The 19,903-nt window shown below is 54.9% G+C and carries 21 protein-coding genes; 17 read left to right on the top strand and 4 right to left on the bottom strand.

Annotation, left to right across the window (positions count from 1 at the left end):
• The first annotated feature begins 26 nt into the window (after window positions 1-26).
• The 5 genes from gsiC (at window position 27) to IAI47_RS13100 (ending at window position 4,608) form a co-directional block, all read left to right on the top strand.
• Complete coding sequence (gsiC, locus tag IAI47_RS13120) at window positions 27-956, top strand: glutathione ABC transporter permease GsiC (protein WP_003852314.1); 930 nt, start codon at window positions 27-29, stop codon at window positions 954-956.
• Window positions 953-1,858 (top strand): glutathione ABC transporter permease GsiD, encoded by a 906-nt coding sequence (gene gsiD, locus IAI47_RS13115; RefSeq protein ID WP_003852316.1) that lies wholly within the window; start codon window positions 953-955, stop codon window positions 1,856-1,858. Before gsiC ends, gsiD begins: the two co-directional genes overlap by 4 nt.
• Entirely contained in the window at window positions 1,855-2,304 is a 450-nt protein-coding gene (locus tag IAI47_RS13110; protein ID WP_003852318.1) for a DUF4385 domain-containing protein, read from the top strand. The genes gsiD and IAI47_RS13110 overlap by 4 nt, the downstream gene beginning before the upstream one ends.
• Before the next feature lie 395 nt (window positions 2,305-2,699).
• Window positions 2,700-3,335 (top strand): carbonic anhydrase, encoded by a 636-nt coding sequence (locus IAI47_RS13105; protein WP_003852320.1) that lies wholly within the window; start codon window positions 2,700-2,702, stop codon window positions 3,333-3,335.
• A 118-nt stretch (window positions 3,336-3,453) separates the two neighbouring features.
• Entirely contained in the window at window positions 3,454-4,608 is a 1,155-nt protein-coding gene (locus tag IAI47_RS13100) for a PQQ-dependent sugar dehydrogenase (protein ID WP_008925823.1), read from the top strand.
• Window positions 4,609-4,746: 138 nt separating this feature from the next.
• On the opposite strand, the gene IAI47_RS13095 is transcribed toward IAI47_RS13100, so the two are convergent.
• The gene (locus IAI47_RS13095; RefSeq protein ID WP_003852323.1) at window positions 4,747-5,403 is read right to left on the bottom strand and encodes an HAD family phosphatase; all 657 of its coding nucleotides are present in this window, start codon (window positions 5,401-5,403) and stop codon (window positions 4,747-4,749) included.
• A 272-nt stretch (window positions 5,404-5,675) separates the two neighbouring features.
• On the opposite strand from IAI47_RS13095, the gene IAI47_RS13090 reads away from it, so the two are divergent.
• Window positions 5,676-6,878, top strand: coding sequence for a serine hydrolase (locus tag IAI47_RS13090; RefSeq protein ID WP_033743175.1), 1,203 nt, complete (start codon window positions 5,676-5,678; stop codon window positions 6,876-6,878).
• A gap of 417 nt (window positions 6,879-7,295) precedes the next feature.
• On the opposite strand, the gene ybjG is transcribed toward IAI47_RS13090, so the two are convergent.
• Window positions 7,296-7,901 (bottom strand): undecaprenyl-diphosphate phosphatase, encoded by a 606-nt coding sequence (ybjG, locus tag IAI47_RS13085; protein ID WP_003849253.1) that lies wholly within the window; start codon window positions 7,899-7,901, stop codon window positions 7,296-7,298.
• Window positions 7,902-8,204: 303 nt separating this feature from the next.
• Window positions 8,205-9,893, bottom strand: a complete 1,689-nt coding sequence (locus tag IAI47_RS13080; RefSeq protein WP_003849258.1) for an aspartate:alanine antiporter — start codon at window positions 9,891-9,893, stop codon at window positions 8,205-8,207.
• 258 nt (window positions 9,894-10,151) lie between these two features.
• On the opposite strand from IAI47_RS13080, the gene ybjM reads away from it, so the two are divergent.
• Entirely contained in the window at window positions 10,152-10,517 is a 366-nt protein-coding gene (ybjM, locus tag IAI47_RS13075) for an inner membrane protein YbjM (protein ID WP_003849260.1), read from the top strand.
• A gap of 88 nt (window positions 10,518-10,605) precedes the next feature.
• On the opposite strand, the gene IAI47_RS13070 is transcribed toward ybjM, so the two are convergent.
• Window positions 10,606-10,869 carry a GrxA family glutaredoxin gene (locus tag IAI47_RS13070; RefSeq protein WP_003849263.1) on the bottom strand — a complete coding sequence of 88 codons (264 nt, stop codon included), beginning with the start codon at window positions 10,867-10,869 and terminating at the stop codon, window positions 10,606-10,608.
• A 255-nt stretch (window positions 10,870-11,124) separates the two neighbouring features.
• Between IAI47_RS13070 and IAI47_RS13065 the strand changes: the two genes are divergently transcribed.
• The 10 genes from IAI47_RS13065 to rlmC all read left to right on the top strand — a co-directional run bounded on the left by IAI47_RS13065 (window position 11,125) and on the right by rlmC (window position 19,894).
• Entirely contained in the window at window positions 11,125-11,376 is a 252-nt protein-coding gene (locus IAI47_RS13065) for a DUF1418 family protein (RefSeq protein ID WP_003849267.1), read from the top strand.
• 16 nt (window positions 11,377-11,392) lie between these two features.
• A complete protein-coding gene (gene nfsA / locus IAI47_RS13060) occupies window positions 11,393-12,115 on the top strand; it encodes an oxygen-insensitive NADPH nitroreductase (protein ID WP_003849269.1) in 723 nt (240 codons plus the stop codon).
• Between the two features lie 20 nt (window positions 12,116-12,135).
• The gene (gene rimK / locus IAI47_RS13055; protein ID WP_003849271.1) at window positions 12,136-13,038 is read left to right on the top strand and encodes a 30S ribosomal protein S6--L-glutamate ligase; all 903 of its coding nucleotides are present in this window, start codon (window positions 12,136-12,138) and stop codon (window positions 13,036-13,038) included.
• Between the two features lie 87 nt (window positions 13,039-13,125).
• Complete coding sequence (locus IAI47_RS13050; protein WP_003849273.1) at window positions 13,126-13,605, top strand: YbjN domain-containing protein; 480 nt, start codon at window positions 13,126-13,128, stop codon at window positions 13,603-13,605.
• A 384-nt stretch (window positions 13,606-13,989) separates the two neighbouring features.
• Window positions 13,990-15,099: a spermidine/putrescine ABC transporter substrate-binding protein PotF gene (gene potF / locus IAI47_RS13045; protein ID WP_008925826.1), complete on the top strand. Its 1,110-nt coding sequence runs from the start codon at window positions 13,990-13,992 to the stop codon at window positions 15,097-15,099.
• 123 nt (window positions 15,100-15,222) lie between these two features.
• Complete coding sequence (gene potG, locus IAI47_RS13040; RefSeq protein WP_003849280.1) at window positions 15,223-16,356, top strand: putrescine ABC transporter ATP-binding subunit PotG; 1,134 nt, start codon at window positions 15,223-15,225, stop codon at window positions 16,354-16,356.
• 9 nt (window positions 16,357-16,365) lie between these two features.
• Complete coding sequence (potH, locus tag IAI47_RS13035; protein WP_003849283.1) at window positions 16,366-17,328, top strand: putrescine ABC transporter permease PotH; 963 nt, start codon at window positions 16,366-16,368, stop codon at window positions 17,326-17,328.
• On the top strand, window positions 17,325-18,170 hold the full coding sequence (gene potI / locus IAI47_RS13030) for a putrescine ABC transporter permease PotI (RefSeq protein ID WP_003849285.1): 846 nt from the start codon (window positions 17,325-17,327) through the stop codon (window positions 18,168-18,170). The genes potH and potI overlap by 4 nt, the downstream gene beginning before the upstream one ends.
• A 75-nt stretch (window positions 18,171-18,245) precedes the next feature.
• The gene (locus IAI47_RS13025; protein WP_008925827.1) at window positions 18,246-18,713 is read left to right on the top strand and encodes a YbjO family protein; all 468 of its coding nucleotides are present in this window, start codon (window positions 18,246-18,248) and stop codon (window positions 18,711-18,713) included.
• Between the two features lie 41 nt (window positions 18,714-18,754).
• Complete coding sequence (rlmC, locus tag IAI47_RS13020) at window positions 18,755-19,894, top strand: 23S rRNA (uracil(747)-C(5))-methyltransferase RlmC (protein ID WP_008925828.1); 1,140 nt, start codon at window positions 18,755-18,757, stop codon at window positions 19,892-19,894.
• Window positions 19,895-19,903 lie beyond the last annotated feature (9 nt).

The raw sequence follows: 19,903 nt of genomic DNA, 5'->3' as shown, positions 1-19,903 counted from the left end.
GGCTGGCCGCAGCTGCAGGATGTTGCATGTTTAACTATTTTCTTAAACGACTGTTGGGGCTGATCCCGACGCTGCTGATAGTGGCAGTGCTGGTGTTCCTGTTTGTTCATATGCTGCCGGGCGATCCGGCACGCCTGATTGCCGGGCCGGAAGCTGATGCCTCCGTGGTGGCGCTGGTGCGTCAGGAACTGGGGTTGGATCAGCCGCTGCCGCAACAGTTCTGGCACTTTATGCTGAATGCGCTGCAGGGTGATTTCGGCCAGTCGATGGTCTCAAAGCGGCCGGTTGCGGATGAGATCGCCTCGCGCTTTATGCCGACCCTGTGGCTGACGCTGGCCAGCATGATCTGGGCGGTGATTTTTGGCATGACCATCGGCATTGTTTCGGCTGTCTGGCGCAACCGCTGGCCTGACAGGCTGGGGATGACGCTGGCGGTATCGGGCATCTCGTTTCCCGCCTTTGCGCTGGGCATGCTGCTGATGCAGGTCTTCTCAGTGGAGCTGGGCTGGCTGCCAACCGTCGGTGCTGACAGCTGGAAACATTACATTCTGCCCTCGATCACCTTAGGTGCGGCGGTGGCGGCGGTAATGGCACGCTTTACCCGCGCGTCGTTCGTGGAGGTGATGCAGGAAGATTACATGCGCACCGCCAGGGCTAAAGGGGTACGCGAGTCGCTGGTGGTGGTGAAACACGGCCTTCGCAACGCGATGATCCCGGTGGTGACGATGATGGGGCTGCAGTTTGGTTTTCTGCTGGGGGGATCGATCGTCGTCGAAGTGGTGTTTAACTGGCCGGGACTGGGCCGTCTGCTGGTCGACTCGGTGGCGATGCGCGACTATCCGGTTATTCAGGCAGAGGTGCTGCTGTTTTCACTGGAGTTTATTCTGATCAATCTGTTTGTCGACATGCTCTATGCGGTGATCAATCCCGCTATTCGCTTTAAGGAGTCGCGATGAAAAACTGGCGACGTGAAGCGGCCCTGAAAACAATGCCGCTGATTGCGGAGAACCGGGTTCGTACGCCATGGCGAGAGTTCTGGCGGCGCTTCCGGCAGCAGCCGGTGGCGCTGCTGGCCGGCGCGTTTGTACTGCTGCTGATTGTGCTGGCGGTTATCGCTCCGTGGATTGCGCCGTTCGACGCAGAGAACTACTTCGATTATGACCGGCTCAATGAGGGCCCGTCCCTGATTCACCTGTTTGGTGTCGATTCGCTGGGTCGTGATATTTTCAGCCGGGTGCTGGTCGGGACGCGTATTTCCCTGATTGCCGGTTTCTTTTCGGTGGTGATCGGCGCATTGATTGGCACGCTGTTTGGGCTGCTTGCCGGGTATTACGAAGGCTGGTGGGACCGCATTACCATGCGCATCTGTGACGTGCTGTTCGCGTTTCCCGGCATCCTGCTGGCAATTGCGGTGGTGGCGATCATGGGCAGCGGCATGAGCAACGTGATTGTGGCGGTGGCTATCTTCAGTATTCCCGCCTTTGCCCGCCTGGTGCGCGGCAATACGCTGGTGCTGAAGCATCAGACCTATATTGAGTCAGCACGCAGTATTGGCGCGTCTGACTGGACCATTCTGATGCGGCATATCCTGCCCGGTACGGTATCGCCGATTGTGGTCTATTTCACCATGCGGGTCGGCACTTCGATCATCACCGCTGCCAGCCTGTCGTTTCTGGGGCTGGGTGCACAACCGCCCACACCGGAGTGGGGCGCGATGCTGAATGAGGCGCGGGCCGACATGGTGATTGCGCCTCATGTAGCGATTTTCCCCAGTCTGGCCATTTTCTTCACGGTTCTGGCATTTAATTTACTGGGAGACGGGCTGCGTGACGCACTTGATCCTAAACTAAAGAGATGAAACCTTTCGATTATGATCAGGACTTCAGCACGATTGATTTCCGCCAGCATCCCGAGCGTTATCAGGTCGGGCGAGGCGAGCAGGGTGTGCTGATGGTCGAGCCTTATAAGAGCGAAATTCTGCCGCACTGGCGTTTTCGCACTGTCCCCATTGCTGAAGAGTCGGCTGAGAAAATCATGGCGCTGTTTGAGGATTACCGGCGTCAGGATGATTTTGTCGGTATGGATATGGCGCGCAAATTTATCCAGATGGGGTATACCCGAGCGCGTCGCTACAGCAATCATAAAGGCGGACGCAAGTATGACGCAGACGGCAAAGAGCTGCCGCGCGGCGTCAACGAAGAGAAAGCCGCAGCGGCGGCCATTTTCAAAGCGTACTGGGATAAACTTCGGGAAGATGAGGACTATCTGAAACGTAAAAAAGCGCATCAGCAACAGTATGGCTGAGTGCTGATTCCCCCCGGCGGCCTGTCGCGCAGCATTGCGGTTCAGGCGGCCCTCCAGCGTGTGCCACATCCGCTGACGTAAAAGTGAAAGTACGTCCACCTGCTATGTCGTGCGTAAAGTAGTGAAAAAACGCGTAAAAGCGGAGCGCGATCTCAGGTAAAAAAAGCAGACAGATCAAACGTTACCTTTTCCAGTAACTTCCCGTGCTATAAAAAGAAATCAACCAGGATGCTTCTGGCTGACCGATAAGCGAAACGCTGACAGTGGCGATGGTCCAGGGCTGACTGCAAAACTCGGGTTGATATTCACTTGTTTTCATTAATAATAAACCAGCAAACCCCACTGAGGAGGCTATGCTCCTCAGGTAATGAAATGGATAATGTGAGAGCTAAATAATGAAAGAGATCATCAACGGATTTCTGAATTTCCAGCAGAATGTGTTTCCTGAAAGGAAGGATCTTTTCAAAAGCCTGGCGTCAAATCAAAATCCTAAAGCGCTGTTCATCTCCTGTTCAGACAGCCGTCTGGTGCCTGAACTGGTAACACAGCAGGAGCCAGGAGAGCTGTTCGTTATCCGCAATGCGGGCAACATCGTTCCCTCATTCGGCCCGGAGCCAGGCGGTGTCTCTGCCACTATCGAATATGCGGTTGTCGCACTGGGTGTCTCCGACATCATCATCTGTGGTCACTCTAACTGTGGTGCCATGAATGCCATCGCCTCCTGCGCCTGCATGGATACCATGCCAGCGGTTGAGCACTGGCTGCGTTATGCCGATGCGGCAAAAGCGGTGGTTGAGCAGCGTCAGTATGACTCGCCAGAGAAGAAGCTGAACGAAATGGTCAAAGAGAACGTTATCGCCCAGCTCAACAACATGAAAACCCATCCGTCGGTCTCCGTTGCCCTGCGTAATGGCAAGCTGCGTCTGCACGGCTGGGTCTACGATATCGAAAGCGGCACCATTATGGCGCTGACCCAGGGTGGCAAGCAGTTCATCACCCTGTCGGATAATCCGGATACCTGTTTCGAGTAATGCCTTTCACCCGCTGCGTCCTGCAGCGGGTTTCCTGTTTAATCTTTTGTAAATCCTCAGGTTCACCCCGCGACGGATGACTACGCTTAAGGTCAAGCCATCCTGTCAGGAGATCCCTATGTCCCGTTTTTCGACCGCTCTGCTGCTGAGTAGCGCGCTATTCTGCGCTTCGCCGCTATTCTGCGCTTCGCCGCTGTTTGCCGCTGACGTGAAAGTTGAGGTATTACAGGATAAGTTACAACATCCATGGTCCGTTGCCTTTCTGCCCGACAACAAAACCCTGCTGATTACCGAACGTAGCGGACAGTTGCGCAGCTGGAGCCCGGAGAGCGGTCTGTCGCAGCCAATCAAAGGGGTGCCGACAGTCTGGGCAGAACGGCAGAGTGGTTTGCTGGACGTGGTGCTGGCACCCGATTTTGCGACCAGCCGTCGCGTCTGGCTGAGCTACACCGAGGCGAACAGCAGCGGCAAAGCGGGCGCGGTAGTGGGCGTCGGGACGCTGAGCCAGGATAACCGGCAGCTCAGCGATTTTCGTGAGGTGATTCGGCAGACGCCGATGCTCTCCAGCGGCAACAATATCGGCACCCGGCTGGCCTTTGATACCCAGGGTTATCTCTGGATTGCATTCGGCGATAATTTTGTCAGCAGTGCGGCGCAGGATCTCGATAAGCTTCAGGGCAAGCTGCTGCGGCTGAATGCTGATGGCAGCGTGCCTGACGATAACCCGTTTGTGAAAAAGGCCGGCGCACGGCCAGAAATCTGGGCCTATGGTCTGCGTAATCCGCAGGGACTGGCGCTTAACCCCTGGACCGGCATGATATGGGAAAACGAGCATGGCCCGCGAGGCGGCGATGAAGTGAATATCATGGCCCGGGGCAAGAATTACGGCTGGCCGCTGGCGACGTACGGCATTGACTACAATGGCGACAACGTGCCGGAGTCAAAAGGCACTCATGTCGCGGGCACCGAACAGCCGCTGTATCACTGGAAAGTTTCTCCGGCTATCAGCGGCATGGCGTTTTATAACAGCGCCCGTTTTCCCCAGTGGAAAAACTCGCTATTCATCGGTGCACTGAAAGAGAAAAACCTGATTCGTCTGAGTATTAACGGCGAAAAAGTGGTGGAGGAGCAGCGGCTGCTGGGGGATCAGAATGTGCGGATTCGTGATGTGCGACAGGGGCCGGATGGCTATCTCTATGTGCTGACCGATGAGGCCAATGGCAAGCTGTTGAGAGTGGGATTAGCGCAGGACGCTGGCGCATCCCGCGGCTAAAAACCTTGTCCATCAGGTGAGTTAATTTTTCAGTCTGCACCTGGCTCTGCTCGCAACCCTCGCGTACTCCATGTGCGTTCCGATTGTTCGGCGCCCAGGCTGTCTGCAAGAATTACGCCCGATGGACACGACGCTGAATCAGCGAGCCCAGTGATAAACCTGCCATCCACGGTTTAACGCTTCCTGGTGTAGCTGCGCATCCGGGTTGATGACATGGGCATGATCGGCCTGCTCCAGGAGCGGCAGGTCGTTCATTGAATCACTGTAGGCCCAGGTGCGCTCAAAGTGCTCCTGCTGCTGCAGCGCTTTCCAGTCACCCAGTCGGGTCACTTTGCCCTCTTTATAGGTCATGGTGCCGTAGGTGTTGCCGCTGTAACGCTCGTCCACGATTTCAACACCAATCGCCAGCGCGCCGCAGGCTCCGAGTTTCTCAGCAATCGGCACCACCAGATGCTCGCCGCTGGCAGAGATGATCATCACCCGGTCGCCGCGCGCCCGATGCCATTCGATCCGCTCGCGGGCGGCCGGATAGACACGAGGCAGGATGTCGCGCTGAATGAAGCGACGCACCCAGCCTTCAACGGTCAGCGTCGCCATGCCCGCCAGCGGTGAGAGCGTCTTATTCATATACTCTTCAATCGAAAGCGTACCGGCATAATACTGATTCATTAATGCCTGTTCCTGATCAATCAGTTCGCTGGGAGCAAATCCCTGTGATACCAGCCAGCGCAGCCACAGGCTGGTGCTGTCTTCACAAATGAGTGTTTCATCAAGATCAAAAAGGGCTAAGTCCATGGTCGGTCTCCTCGGCTGACTGGCGTTCAGGTTAGCTGATATTTGTGACGGGCTTAACTCTTCTGCGAAAAATCGGAATTTCACGCAGTTTTGGTGGCGACAGAATCGGAAAAAAGGGGCACGCGCGCGGCGTTTATGCCAGGGTTACTCTACTAAACTCTAAAAAACTTTACGATTCGACGGTTTTTTTCACTGCCGTCAGGGGGTAGCGTTTGAGTGAGAATTTTCTGCCCCTGGAATTTCGATTTAACAAGGACAATCCGGCCAAGCTCATGACAAACACTCGCTTCTCATCTCGCCTGCGGCACTTTGCTGCCACCTCATTACTGATTCTTGCCCCCATCAGCGTTTTTGCTGAGCAGGCTCCCGCCGCGCCCGGCATTGATGCTAAAGCGTGGATTCTGATCGACTACGCCAGCGGTAAAGTGCTGACTGAATCCAGTGCCGATCAGCGTCTCGATCCCGCCAGTCTGACTAAGATGATGACGAGCTACGTCGTGGGTCAGGCAATTAAAGCAGGCAAAATCAAACCGGATGATCTGGTCACCGTCGGACAGGATGCCTGGGCGACTGGCAATCCTAAGCTGCGCGGCTCTTCGCTGATGTTCCTCAAGCCTGGCGACCGCATTCCGGTGCATGAGCTGAATAAAGGAATTGTGATTCAGTCCGGTAATGATGCCTGTATCGCGCTGGCGGATTATGTGGCAGGCAGTCAGGATTCGTTCATCGGCCTGATGAATAACTACGTGAAGGCGCTGGGACTGCAGAACACCCACTTTATGACGGTGCATGGTCTGGATGCAGAAGGGCAGTACAGCACTGCGCGGGATATGGCGCTGATTGCTCAGGCGCTGATCCGCGATGTGCCTGAAGAGTACGCCCTGAATAAAGAGAAAGAGTTCACCTTTAACAATATTCGTCAGATCAACCGCAACCGTCTGTTGTGGAGCACCAACCTCAAAGTGGATGGCGTTAAAACCGGCCATACCTCAGGCGCAGGCAATAACCTGGTGGCCTCCGCGACGGAAGGCGATATGCGTCTGATCTCGGTGGTACTCGGCACCGCCAGCGATGCGATTCGTTTCCGCGAAAGTGAAAAGCTGCTGACGTGGGGCTTCCGATTCTTTGAAACAGTAACACCGATAAAAGCGGATGCGCCGTTTGCGCAGCAGCGGGTCTGGTTCGGTGACAAGAGTCAGGTGAATCTGGGCGTGGCGAAAGATGCCGCGCTGACCATCCCGAAAGGGCAGATGAAGAATCTGAAGGCGAGTTTTAAACTCAATGCGCCGCAGCTTGAAGCGCCGCTGAAGAAGAATCAGGTGGTCGGCACCATCGACTTCCAGTTGGATGGCAAAACGATTGAGCAGCGTCCGCTGGTGGTGCTGCAGGACGTGCCGCAAGGCGGCTTCTTCAGCCGGATGATTGATTTCGTGATGATGAAGTTCAACGGCTGGTTCGGGAAGTGGTTTTCATAAGTCTGAGGGACGCTGAGGCGTCCCTGCTGACTGCTGGCAAACCCAAATCAGGATGCATCTGGCAGCAATGAATTAGCTTAACGTGCAGGGAACACGGTCAAAGGAGGCAAGCGTCCCGCGCCATAGACAAAAACGCCGGGAGCGTTTTTGAACAACGCAACGCGTTGGCCCCTTTCCGGGCGCCCCTCAGGGATGAGGTGCGTACTAAAAACGCCGGGAGCGTTTTTGAACAACGCAACGCGTTGGCCCCTTTACGGGCGCCCCTCAGGGATGAGGGGCGTAATCGCGCGGGCGGAGCGAGCCATGGATGGCAGTTTTGCGTCTTTCCGATCTGACCGTGTTTCCTGTGCAGGCTCAGTCTTACAGCAACCAGTCCAGACTTTGTCAGCAATCTCAGGAACGCTAACAAGTCCCTTTTTAATCCTGCGTCCAGCCCTTACGAATCGGCACGGCAAACAGTGCCCGATAGAGCGGGTTGATCACCGCCAGCATCCGCTCGCCATAGAACTGCCACGCCAGATGCGACGCCAGACAACTCAGCAGACCCACCAGGAACCCACCCAGCATATCCATTGGCCAGTGAACGCCCAGGTAGACCCGCGACCAGGCGATAGCGCAACCCCCTATCATCAGCACTACGCCCGACCAGAGGCGATGCCAGAAGATAAAGGCCAGCGCAAAGGTGAAAATCGTGGTGCCGTGATCGCTGGGATAGGAGTCATCGGCGGCGTGGTGCAGGAACTGATAGCCGTAACCAATGGCAAAAGGGCGGGGATGCGGCAGCAGATGGCCGACACACCAGGAGATTGCCAGCGCATAAATCAGCGCCATACCGGTTTTCAGAACCAGCGCCCGTTGTGAAGAAACCTGATCGCGCGGTCCCCAGAGCCACATCGCCACAATTAACAGCGGCACAATGGCAATCAGGTCTTTGGCAATAAAGGTCGCGAGGTGTATTAACCAGGCGGGTGACGCCGGAGTGGCATTGATGGCAGTAAACAGTGAGTGGTTCAGCTCTTCCATTTCGGGATACATTCCTCAGCACAAATAGCTAACTTAACAGCGCACCATCCTGCTTTTTAAGACGCAATTCGTCTACGGAAAGGCTCCGAATCTGATAATGAGTTGCACAACTGTTTAAGTTTTATGACCGTTTCGGGTCAGTTTGTGGTGCTGGTGAGTGGCGCAGGGAGGAAAAAAGGGCATAAAAAAACCCGCCAGGAAAAAGACCAGCGGGCTCCACAATTTGGGGATTTCAAAGAAAAGCAGTGGCACTTATTATGACTATCGCTTAACTATAAAGTTCTGGACGCAGGCAAAAAAATTTTATAAAGGCAAAATTGGCCAGATGATCACAATCAGTGTCCCCGCCAGCGTGAGCAATACGTTGGCAATGGCATAGGTTCCGGCATACCCCAGCGCCGGAATATTGCTGCGTGCGGTATCACTGATAATCTCCATGGCCGGTGCACAGGTTCGCGCACCCATGATGGCACCAAACAGCAGGGCGCGGTTCATCCGCAACACATAGGCACCAAACAGATAGCAGATGATCACCGGAATCAGGCTCACCAGCAGGCCGCAAAGTAGCATCAGGGCACCGTCACTGCTCAGGCCGTGATTAATGCCGCTGCCAGCGCTTAATCCTACTCCCGCCATAAACACCATCAGCCCGAACTCTTTCACCATCGTCAGCGCGCCCTGCGGAATATACCCAAAGGTCGGATGGTTGGCACGGAGGAAGCCGAGCATGATACCGGCGAACAGCAGACCCGCTGCGTTACCAATACCAAAACTGAAATTGCTGAACTGGAAAGTAATCAGGCCAATCATCAGACCCACGATAAAGAAGGCGCAGAAAGCTAAAAGATCGGTCATCTGACTGTGAATCGCGATGAAACCAATGCGATCGGCCACACTTTTGACCCGTCGTGCCTCACCGCTGACCTGCAGCACATCACCTTTGTTCAGTATGATGCTGTCATCGATCGGCATCTCAATCTGACTGCGTATCACCCGGTTCAGGAAGCAGCCGTGATCGGTGAGGTTTAACTTGCTCAGGCGCTTGTTTACCGCATTATGGTTCTTCACCACGATCTCTTCGGTTACGATGCGCATATCCAGCAGATCGCGGTCAAACACCTCTTTACCATTACGAAAGCTGGGGTCGAGCCGGGCATGTGCGTCGGGATAGCCGACCAGCGAGATATCATCACCCAGCTGCAGTACCGCATCCCCATCGGGACTGGCGAGAATACCGTTGCGGCGAATACGCTCAATGTAGCAACCGGTCTGACGATAGATGCCCAGTTCACGCAGGTTTTTGCCCCCGCTCCACGCCACCAGTTCCGCGCCCACGCGATAGGCGCGAATGACGGGAAGAAAGACTTTGCGCTGGCTGTCCGCATCCAGACCGCGTTCCCGGGCAATTTGCTGGGCACAGGTGGGCAGATCCTGATGTTGCAGACGGGGCAGGTAGCGTGCGCCAAAAATCAGACTCACCAGGCCAATCAGATAGGTTACGGCATAGCCGAGGCTCAGCTGATCCTGCATGAGTGCGAGCTGCTTTGGATCGGTGATGCTTTGTCGCAGGGTATCACCCGCGCCGACCAGTACCGGCGTTGAGGTCATCGAACCGGCCAGCATGCCAGCGGTGAGGCCAATATCCCAGCCAAAGAGTTTGCCCAGCCCCAGCGCCAGCAGCAGTGCGCTGACCACCATGACGATGGCGAGCATGAAATAATTTTTGCCGTCGCGGAAGAAAATGGAAAAAAAGTTGGGACCGGCTTCAACGCCGACACAAAAAATAAACAGCATAAAGCCCAGGCTCAATGCATCGGTATTGATCGTGAAGTGTTGCTGGCCTAATAAGAGCGAAACGACTAATACGCCAATCGAATTTCCCAGCTGAACGGAGCCAAGACGCAACTTACCCAGACAAAGGCCAAGCGCTAAAACGACAAATAATAACAAAATGTCATTTCCGCTTAACAATCCTGCGACGTTAATATTCACTGTTTAACTTCTTGTTTACATGTAAGCTATTGAAGAGTAGCCTGTTTTTCGTTATCGTGAGCAGGCCGTTGAGGTTCTGTTGTATCAATGCTGTAAATGGAACCTTTACCGCGGCGCTATTCTAATCACAATTATCTTTCTCAGCCATTGGCTGTTTTCATTCGTTGCCACAACGAACTGTTTCTTTTTATTTCCATCTGAACGCATCAGGGATATCAGCAGGTTATTGTCGGGGTTATTTTTAATCAGTGGGGTAGTATGCCGCAGCGCTCTTATCTCTGGACAACCCGCCTGTGCGGCGTGGTGTTGTATAGTCTGGTGTTTGTTTTTACCTGTCGTTTCTGGCAAGTCGGTCCCGGCCCGCTTCGTGGTCAGCCCGAATTACTGCTCTTTATGTTGCCCGGTATTGTGATGGCGTTGATGCAGGTGGAAAGCCCGCTAAAAAGCACGCTGCTGATGGGACTCTGGGGAACGTTACTGGCAGCACTGCTGTTAAACAACAGCCTGTTTATTCACAGTAGCGGATTCTTTTTAGTGGCCTGGAGCCTGAGCGCCCTGTTCTGGGCAGGTTGCGGGGCATTGCTGGTGCGATTGATGCAGATTGTCATGGCGTCACTCAACTGAAGGGTGCCGTTTGATTTCCCACAGCCAGAGAGCAAAAAAGGCGAGACAGAATTTTCTGCCTCGCCTTTTTCATTCCGGCCCTTTGCGCTTACGCGACAAATCCCAGATTCTCTTTAGTCCATGCAGCGAACTCGGTGTAGCCACCGATATGTTTTTCGTCCACGAAAATCTGTGGGACGGTGCTGACCGGTTTACCGGCGCTGGCTTCCAGATCGGCTTTTGTAATGCCTTCTGCGTTAATATCAACGTACTGGTAGCTAAAATCATCGCGCTCAGCGGTCAGTTTATCGGCCAGTTCGTGGGCACGCACACAGTAAGGACAGCCCGGACGACCAAAAATAACAGCAATCATAAAGAACTCCTTGCAGCGACTATTATGTGATGTATGTCACACAACGAAACAGAGAATGGGCACCATCATGCCCGCTCGTATCGCTTAAGGAAAGCAGGATTTGCCTGTTAGTCTGATGCCCGCACGCTATTGCCGCGCGTTCAGGAAGCATCTGAAACAGGGGCTTTTTCGCAGCAGCGGCCTCTATATCCCGCGCAATTTTTGGGTTGTTGACCATAATTGACGCTCAGTAAGCCGCTAAGGCAGGAGGATGTGATGCAGAGTGTAGCCAGATTGCCCCGGTTTGTGGTGGTGATGGAGGCGGCAGGTGGCCTGTTGATTTTAGGCGCGCTGCTGCTGATCAACCACTGGCTTCCGCTGCCAGACATGGCTGACGTGAAAACGCTGGCCACTGTGCTGTTCATCGCCGGCGTGGTTCTGATGCTGCCTGCTGCCTGGCTGTTAATGTGGCGCACCGCGAAAGCGATAGCACCACAGCTGTTCAATCAGATTGATAAAAAAAGATAATTTTGCTGGAGACTTTATGACACCGACCATTGATTTACTGTGCAGCCACCGTTCGATCCGCGCCTTTACTGACCAGCCGGTCAGCGAAGAGCAGCGTGAAGCGATTATTAATTCGGCGCAATCGGCGTCCACATCCAGCTTTTTACAGTGCTCTTCTATTATCCGTATCACCGACAAAGCGCTGCGTGACAAGCTGGTAACGCTGACCGGCGGGCAGACGTGGGTCGCAGATGCGCCTGAGTTCTGGATTTTCTGCGCGGACTTTAATCGCCACCTGCAGATTTGCCCGGATGCACAACTGGGCCGTGCCGAGCAATTGCTGCTGGGCTGTGTCGACACCGCGCTGATGGGGCAGAATGCCATGGTCGCAGCGGAATCACTGGATCTGGGCGGCGTCTTTATCGGCGGGATTCGTAACAGCATTGCGGAAGTGACAGAACTGCTGGGCCTGCCGAAGTTTGTGCTGCCGCTGTTTGGTTTCTGCCTGGGTCATCCGGAATCGAAGCCGGACGTCAAACCGCGTATGCCACATGCGATGCTGGTACATGAGAATCGCTATCAGCCACTGGATCCGGCGGTGCTGGCAGAATACGATAGCCGCACAGAACTCTATTATCAGCAGCGCGACAGTAACCAGCGTAGTGAAACCTGGAGCGAGCTAATCCAGCGGCTGATCATTAAAGAGACGCGTCCGTTTATGCTCGATTATCTGCATCAACAGGGCTGGGCCACGCGTTAATTCAGAAAGGGAGAGCAGCGATGAAGATAGCCATCCTGTCACGTGACGAAACGCTCTATTCCAGCCGACGATTGCGTGATGAGGCCGCTGCGCGCGACCACGAAGTACAGGTCATCGATCCGCTCTCCTGCTATATGAATATCAATCCTGCCTCGCCAGCGGTTCACTATTGTGGTGAACCGCTGGGTCATTTCGATGCCGTTATCCCGCGCATTGGTAACGCCATCACTTTTTATGGCGCGGCGGTACTGCGGCAGTTTGAAATGTGTGGCAGCTATCCGCTGAATGAGTCCGCCGCCATTACCCGCACCCGTGACAAATTGCGCTCGCTGCAGCTGCTGGCACGAGAAGGCATCGACATGCCGGTGACCGGCTTTGCCTCTTCGCCCGATGATACCGATGATTTGATTGCCATGGTGGGCGGCGCACCGCTGGTGGTCAAGCTGGTAGAAGGAACCCAGGGCATTGGTGTCGTACTGGCCGAAACACGTCAGGCGGCAGAGAGTGTTATTGATGCCTTTCGCGGCCTGAATGCCCATATTCTGGTGCAGGAGTTTATTAAAGAAGCGCAGGGACGTGACATTCGCTGTCTGGTGATCGGCAATCAGGTCGTGGCCGCGATTGAGCGTGTCGCGAAAGAGGGCGATTTCCGTTCCAACCTGCATCGTGGTGGCAAAGCGTATCCCGTCGAGATCACGTCACAGGAGCGGCAGATGGCCGTGAAAGCGGCAGCCACACTGGGACTGGAAGTGGCGGGCGTCGATATTCTGCGCGCTCATCGTGGCCCACTGGTGATGGAAGTTAACGCCTCGCCAGGTCTGGAGGGCATCGAAACCAGCAGCGACCTTAACATCGCCGCGTTAATGATCCAGCGGATCGAGCAGCAGGCTATCCCCGGGCTCCGTCCTAAAACCGCTGGCTGACGCGCGCTTTTCAGCAGTTTTCGTGGCATCGCCGCGCATTTTTCCGTAAGCTAAGTCGCCTGTTTATCACCCCACTGGGATTTTACGATGGATTCTCTTGTCGTTCCGGATATCGACCTGCTGCGTCGCTGGCTGGATCAGCAAAATATCACCTGGTTCGAATGCGATGCCTGTCAGGCACTTCATCTGCCTCACATGCAAAACTTTGATGGGGTGTTTGACGCCAAAATCGATCTGGTCGACAACGTCATTCTGTTTTCGGCGCTGGCTGAAGTGAAGCCAACGGCGCTGATTCCGCTGGTCGGCGATTTGTCGCAAATCAATGCCAGTTCACTGACGGTGAAAGCATTTATCGACATTCAGGATGATAATCTGCCGAAGCTCATTGTCTGTCAGTCAATGACCACCACGGCAGGATTAACGTTTGGTCAGTTCTCACACTTTATGAAGCAGAGTGAAGAGCAGATCTCCATGGTCATTCTGGAAGCCTTTGCCAACAATTTGCTGATTGTGGGCGAAGAAGAAGAGCACGTTCCGGTGACCAGCGTCCATTCTGTGCTGCACTAAGCCCGACAGGGTCGCCCACTAAGCCGTCCCTGAGACGGCTTTTTTATGCCCGCTATCCGCCGCCGCCTTTTTTTATTCTGCACTTTGCCCTTTAACGCCAGATATTTGTCGTGGTTTATGCCATCAAAGCCGAACCTCATAGCTTAAACATGCATAAAATATCGGTTTCAAGCGTTTTTTACGCTGAGGTCTGGTACAGCATGACGGGTGGGGCTATGCTTGCGGGGCTGTAACAGGCGCGTAACTGCGTCTCAGCTATAGGTTTTTGCTATTAAACTCCCGCTGAATAATGATTCATTGTGTCACTGACGTTTTGTCCGGAACGCAATGCAGGGATCTCTGATTTGCAGCGTTGTAATGACCCGCTCAGGAGGATGGAAAAATATGTTCAACTCACGTCAGAAATGGCTGTCAGCTGTGGTAGCTGCTGCGCTGATGGCCGCGTCGGCCAGCAGCATGGCGGAAGATAAAACGCTGCACGTCTACAACTGGTCCGATTATATTTCGCCAGATACCGTGCCGAACTTTGAAAAGCAGTCCGGCATCAAAGTGGTCTACGATGTGTTTGACTCCAACGAAGTGCTGGAAGGCAAACTGATGGCGGGCAGTACCGGCTACGATGTTGTGGTGCCATCTTCCAGTTTCCTGGCGCGTCAGCTGCAGTCCGGGGTATTCCAGCCGCTGGATAAGAGCAAACTGCCTAACTATAAAAACCTCGATCCGGCACTGATGGAAAAAGTGGCGCAACACGATCCGGGTAACAAATATGCCATTCCATATCTGTGGGGCACCACGGGTATTGGCTATAACATCGATAAAGTTAAAGCCGCACTGGGCGCCGATGCGCCAGTCAACAGCTGGGATCTGGTGCTGAAGCCAGAAAACCTGGAGAAACTGAAAAGCTGTGGCGTTTCCTTCCTGGATGCACCGGAAGAGATTTTCGCCACGGTACTGAACTATCTGGGCAAAGATCCGAATTCCTCTGATGCTAAAGACTATTCCGGCGCGGCTACTGACCTGCTGCTGAAACTGCGTCCGAATATCCGCTACTTCCATTCGTCGCAGTACATCAACGATCTGGCTAACGGTAACATCTGTGTCGCCATCGGCTGGTCGGGCGATATTCTGCAGGCGAAAAACCGTGCTGATGCCGCGAAAAATGGCGTGCACCTGGGCTACAGCGTACCGAAAGAGGGCGCACTGGCCTTCTTCGATATGATGGCGATCCCGAAAGATGCGAAAAACCTCGACGGTGCTTACGCCTGGCTGAACTACATCATGGATCCGAAAGTGATCGCCGATGTCTCTAACAAAATGAACTACGCCAACGGCAACAAAGCGTCGCTGCCGCTGATCAATGCTGATGTCCGTAACAATCCAGGTATCTTCCCGACACCTGAAGCGATGTCGAAATTGTTCGTGCTGAAAGTCCAGGATCCGAAACTGGATCGTGTGCGTACGCGTGCATGGACTAAAGTAAAAAGTGGTAAGTAGTTCGTCCTTAACGGATTGACCTGTCACGCATCAGCAACAGAGGCGCAATACCGGCCTCTGTTGTGCCATTTTTAGCGGCAAATTTTGCCGCAATGTTCCGCCTGGCTCCGGAGAGAACCCTTTGTGAATGATGCCATTCCCCGTCCTCAAAATAAAACCGCAAAAGCGTTAACGCCGCTGCTGGAAATTCGCAATCTGACCAAATCCTTTGACGGCCAGCACGCCGTGGATGATGTCAGCCTGACTATCTATAAAGGTGAGATCTTTGCCCTGCTGGGTGCATCGGGCTGTGGCAAATCCACGCTGCTGCGCATGCTGGCCGGTTTCGAGCCGCCCACCAGCGGCCAGATTGTGCTGGATGGACAGGATCTGTCGCACGTTGCTCCCTATCAGCGCCCGATTAACATGATGTTCCAGTCCTACGCGCTATTTCCGCACATGACGGTGGAGCAGAATATCGCCTTTGGTCTGAAGCAGGACCGGCTGCCGAAAGGGGAGATAAACAGTCGGGTCGCCGAAATGCTGGCGCTGGTGCACATGCAGGAGTTTGCGAAACGCAAACCGCATCAGCTCTCCGGTGGTCAGCGTCAGCGCGTGGCACTGGCCCGCAGCCTGGCGAAACGCCCAAAACTGCTGCTGCTGGATGAGCCAATGGGTGCTCTGGACAAGAAACTGCGCGACAGGATGCAGCTGGAAGTGGTCGATATTCTGGAGCGCGTTGGCGCGACCTGCGTGATGGTGACGCACGACCAGGAAGAGGCGATGACCATGGCGGGGCGCATTGCGATTATGAATCGCGGTAAATTTGTGCAGATTGGCGAGCCGGAAGAGATCTATGAGCATCCGACCAGCCGTTACAGCGCGGAGTTTATCGGTTCGGTTAACGTCTTCGAAGGGTTACTGCGTGAACGTCAGGCGGATGGCCTGGTGATCGACAGTCCCGGCCTGATGCATCCGCTGAAAGTCGATTCCGATGTCTCTGTGGTCGATAACGTGCCGGTGCATGTGGCGCTGCGTCCTGAAAAAGTCATGCTGTGCGATGAAGTACCCGCCGATGGCTATAACTTTGCGGTGGGAGAAGTGGTTCACATCGCTTATCTCGGCGACCTCTCTATTTTCCATGTCCGTCTGCACAGTGGACAGATGATTAGCGCACAGTTGCAAAACGCGCATCGCTACCGCAAAGGGTTGCCAACCTGGGGCGATGAAGTCCGCCTCTGCTGGGAAAGCGACAGCTGCGTGGTGTTGACGGTTTAAGGAGCGGCTATGAGCCAGATTTTCCAACGCGCCAAAGCGCCTGCCCGACTGGTCGGCACGCCGCTGCAACGCTGGGCCACGCGGGTAAAAATGCAGCATGGCCGCAAGCTGGTGATCGCACTGCCTTATGTCTGGCTGGTGCTGTTATTCCTGCTGCCGTTTCTGACGGTGCTGAAGATTAGCTTCGCAGACATAGCGCGAGCGATTCCCCCTTACACCGAGCTGGTGAGCTGGGCAGATGACCAGTTCAGCATTGTGCTCAATTTCGGCAACTACCTGACGCTGACTGACGATCCGCTCTACATCGACGCCTATCTGCAGTCATTGAAAGTAGCGGCGATCTCCACGGTCATCTGTCTGCTGATTGGCTATCCACTCGCCTGGGCCGTGGCGCATAGCAAGCCATCGATGCGCACCATTCTGTTGCTGCTGGTCATTCTGCCGTCGTGGACCTCGTTTCTGGTTCGCGTTTACGCCTGGATGGGCTTGCTGAACAACAACGGCATTCTGAACCGCTTCCTGCTGTGGCTGGGCGTAATCGATCATCCGCTGGTGATCCTCTACACCAATACCGCGGTCTATATCGGTATCGTTTACTGCTATCTGCCGTTTATGGTGCTGCCGATCTACACCGCGCTGACCCGTATCGACTACTCGCTGGTGGAAGCCTCACTGGACCTGGGTGCGCGTCCGCTGAAGACCTTTTTCAGCGTGATTGTGCCGCTGACCAAAGGCGGCATCATCGCCGGATCGATGCTGGTCTTTATCCCGGCAGTAGGGGAGTACGTGATTCCTGAACTGCTGGGCGGCCCGGACAGCATCATGATCGGCCGTATCCTGTGGCAGGAGTTCTTTAACAACCGCGACTGGCCGGTGGCTTCCGCGCTGGCGGTGATCATTCTGCTGATCCTGATTCTGCCGATCATCTGGTTCCATAAGCATCAAAACCGTGAAATGGGAGAGAAGGCATGAATAATTTGCCAACTATTCGCTCGCCATGGCGTACCGCTATTCTGGCCTGCTGCTTCCTGTTCCTTTATGCGCCGATGCTGCTGCTGGTAGTTTACTCCTTCAACAGCTCCCCGCTCGTGACGGTGTGGGACAGCTTCTCGTTCCACTGGTACAGGGTGTTGTTCCAGGACAGCGCGATGATCGACGCGGTGGTGCTGAGTCTGAGCATCGCCGGACTTTCTGCCACGATGGCGGTGGTGTTGGGCACGCTGGCAGCAGTGATTATCGTTCGCTTTGGTCGCTTCCGGGGACACAACGGTTTTGCGTTTATGCTGACCGCGCCGCTGGTGATGCCCGATGTGATCACCGGCCTGTCACTGCTGCTGCTGTTCGTCGCAATGGGTAACGCGTTTGGCTGGCCGAGCGAACGCGGCATGCTGACCATCTGGCTGGCACACGTCACCTTCTGTACCGCCTATGTGGCGGTGGTGATTAACTCGCGTCTGCGTGAGCTGGACCGCTCAATTGAAGAGGCTGCGATGGATTTAGGTGCCACGCCACTTAAGGTCTTTTTCGTGATTACCGTGCCAATGATTGCGCCAGCGATTGTCACCGGCTGGCTGCTGGCGTTTACCCTGTCGCTCGACGATCTGGTGATTGCCAGCTTCGTGACCGGACCGGGCGCGACAACATTGCCGATGGCGATTTTCGCCACCGTACGACGCGGCGTTAACCCGGAGATCAATGCGCTGGCTTCATTGATCCTGTTTGTGGTCGGTTTAGTCGGTTTTATCGCCTGGCGATTTATGGCGCACGAAGAAAAACAGCGTTTAAGCGATATTCAGAAAGCTAAACGTGGCTGAAATCCCTGAGTTTTGCCACTATATAAACGGGCCGGTTTAACCGGCCCGTTTTTCGATCAGGTGGAGTCACGGACTATGTCAGACATCTTCAAAAGCAGCGCTACGCTCTCAGGCGCACCGGTTCCGGTGACGGTTGCGGGCATTGCTATTATCGCGACCCGCTGCCTGAGCGTTCTGATGCTGGCAAACGAGCTGGGTTACAGCGAACTCGCCAACTTTGTGCACCGCAGCGCCCAGTCCTGGGACTCGACACTCATCTTTATCGCCAGCCAGCTGATCTTCCTGTTCGAACTGCGCTGCGCCTTTATTCTGATGCGCGGCAGTAACCGTGGACGCTGGGGCTATGTGGCGACACAGGTGATTGTGCTGATCTATATGCTGTTCGCTTCGCTGGGGGGAATCTACCCGGAAATTTTCAGCATTGATGGCGACAATAATGTCCAGATAATCCACCATACGCTGTCGCAGAAAATTCCCGACCTGCTGGTGTTGATGCTGCTGTTTCTGCCTGCCAGCAGCCGCGCTTTTTTCAGGAAGCGATGATACAATCGCGCTCCGCCCGACCCCATCGTTAAGGCTTTACCATGCACTGCGCGCTTTATGACGCTAATCGTTGCCGCTCCTGTCAGTGGCTGGAAAAACCCTATCCCATTCAGCTGAGCGACAAGCAGTCGATGCTTGAGCAGTTACTGGCTGAGCAGCCGGTTACAGCCTGGCTGCCGCCGGTAACCTCACCACAACAGGCATTCCGTAACAAAGCCAAAATGGTGGTCAGCGGCAGTGTTGAGCGTCCGGTGCTGGGTCTTATCCATCGTGATGGCGAGGCTGTCGATCTGTGCGACTGTCCGCTCTATCCCGCCAGCTTCCAGCCGGTGTTTACGGCGCTAAAACCCTTTATTGCCCGTGCCGGCCTGACGCCCTATAACGTGGCACGTAAACGCGGCGAACTGAAATTCCTGCTGATTACTGAGAGTCAGCAGGGCGGCATCATGCTCCGTTTTGTCCTGCGCTCAACCGCTAAACTGGAACAGCTGCGTGCGGCATTGCCCTGGCTGCAACAGCAGTTGCCGCAGCTGGCGGTGATCTCTGCCAATATTCAGCCGGTGCATATGGCGATTCTGGAAGGAGAAGAAGAGATTGCGCTGACTCCCGCGCAGTCGCTGGCAGAGAACTTCAACGGCGTGCCGCTGTGGATCCGCCCGCAGAGCTTCTTTCAGACCAACCCGCAGGTTGCCAGTGCACTCTATGCCACCGCACGCGACTGGGTGCGTGCGCTGCCGGTTAACAGTATGTGGGATCTCTTCTGTGGCGTAGGCGGTTTTGGCTTGCATTGCGCGACACCCGAGATGGAACTGACCGGCATCGAGATTAGCGCTGAGGCGATTAAATGCGCCCAACGTTCCGCTGAGATGCTGGGACTGGAGAAAGTGCAGTTTGCGGCGCTGGATTCTACGTCGTTTGCGACCGGACGCGATGCCGTACCGCAGCTGGTGCTGGTGAACCCGCCGCGCCGGGGGATTGGAGAGGCGTTGTGTGATTATCTCAGCCAGATGGCCCCGGATTATCTGCTCTATTCAAGCTGTAATCCGCAGACCATGGTGCAGGACATTGCCCGGCTGAGCGCGTATGAGGTCACGAAGGTTCAGCTGTTCGATATGTTCCCGCATACCGCCCATTTTGAAGTGCTGACGCTGTTAACCCGCCGTCACCACGGAGTCCGGTGAAATTCCCGG

It is taken from the genome of Pantoea sp. MT58, from assembly GCF_014495885.1.
GTDB lineage: Bacteria > Pseudomonadota > Gammaproteobacteria > Enterobacterales > Enterobacteriaceae > Pantoea > Pantoea eucalypti.
Note: the sequence above shows the minus strand (reverse complement) of the source record. Positions and strands in the feature narration are given on the sequence as shown.

What these genes read in the sequence shown, in the direction of transcription:
- gsiC (WP_003852314.1), top strand. Translation starts at nt 27, where the DNA reads ATGTTTAACTATTTTCTTAAACGACTGTTGGGGCTGATCCCGACGCTG.
- nfsA (WP_003849269.1), top strand. Translation starts at nt 11,393, where the DNA reads ATGACACCGACCATTGATTTACTGTGCAGCCACCGTTCGATCCGCGCC.
- IAI47_RS13100 (WP_008925823.1), top strand. Translation starts at nt 3,454, where the DNA reads ATGTCCCGTTTTTCGACCGCTCTGCTGCTGAGTAGCGCGCTATTCTGC.
- IAI47_RS13050 (WP_003849273.1), top strand. Translation starts at nt 13,126, where the DNA reads ATGGATTCTCTTGTCGTTCCGGATATCGACCTGCTGCGTCGCTGGCTG.
- IAI47_RS13095 (WP_003852323.1), bottom strand. Translation starts at nt 5,403, where the DNA reads ATGGACTTAGCCCTTTTTGATCTTGATGAAACACTCATTTGTGAAGAC.
- IAI47_RS13105 (WP_003852320.1), top strand. Translation starts at nt 2,700, where the DNA reads ATGAAAGAGATCATCAACGGATTTCTGAATTTCCAGCAGAATGTGTTT.
- potH (WP_003849283.1), top strand. Translation starts at nt 16,366, where the DNA reads ATGAGCCAGATTTTCCAACGCGCCAAAGCGCCTGCCCGACTGGTCGGC.
- IAI47_RS13090 (WP_033743175.1), top strand. Translation starts at nt 5,676, where the DNA reads ATGACAAACACTCGCTTCTCATCTCGCCTGCGGCACTTTGCTGCCACC.
- rlmC (WP_008925828.1), top strand. Translation starts at nt 18,755, where the DNA reads ATGCACTGCGCGCTTTATGACGCTAATCGTTGCCGCTCCTGTCAGTGG.
- IAI47_RS13070 (WP_003849263.1), bottom strand. Translation starts at nt 10,869, where the DNA reads ATGATTGCTGTTATTTTTGGTCGTCCGGGCTGTCCTTACTGTGTGCGT.
- ybjM (WP_003849260.1), top strand. Translation starts at nt 10,152, where the DNA reads ATGCCGCAGCGCTCTTATCTCTGGACAACCCGCCTGTGCGGCGTGGTG.
- IAI47_RS13025 (WP_008925827.1), top strand. Translation starts at nt 18,246, where the DNA reads ATGTCAGACATCTTCAAAAGCAGCGCTACGCTCTCAGGCGCACCGGTT.
- potI (WP_003849285.1), top strand. Translation starts at nt 17,325, where the DNA reads ATGAATAATTTGCCAACTATTCGCTCGCCATGGCGTACCGCTATTCTG.
- potF (WP_008925826.1), top strand. Translation starts at nt 13,990, where the DNA reads ATGTTCAACTCACGTCAGAAATGGCTGTCAGCTGTGGTAGCTGCTGCG.
- IAI47_RS13110 (WP_003852318.1), top strand. Translation starts at nt 1,855, where the DNA reads ATGAAACCTTTCGATTATGATCAGGACTTCAGCACGATTGATTTCCGC.
- rimK (WP_003849271.1), top strand. Translation starts at nt 12,136, where the DNA reads ATGAAGATAGCCATCCTGTCACGTGACGAAACGCTCTATTCCAGCCGA.
- IAI47_RS13065 (WP_003849267.1), top strand. Translation starts at nt 11,125, where the DNA reads ATGCAGAGTGTAGCCAGATTGCCCCGGTTTGTGGTGGTGATGGAGGCG.
- gsiD (WP_003852316.1), top strand. Translation starts at nt 953, where the DNA reads ATGAAAAACTGGCGACGTGAAGCGGCCCTGAAAACAATGCCGCTGATT.
- ybjG (WP_003849253.1), bottom strand. Translation starts at nt 7,901, where the DNA reads ATGGAAGAGCTGAACCACTCACTGTTTACTGCCATCAATGCCACTCCG.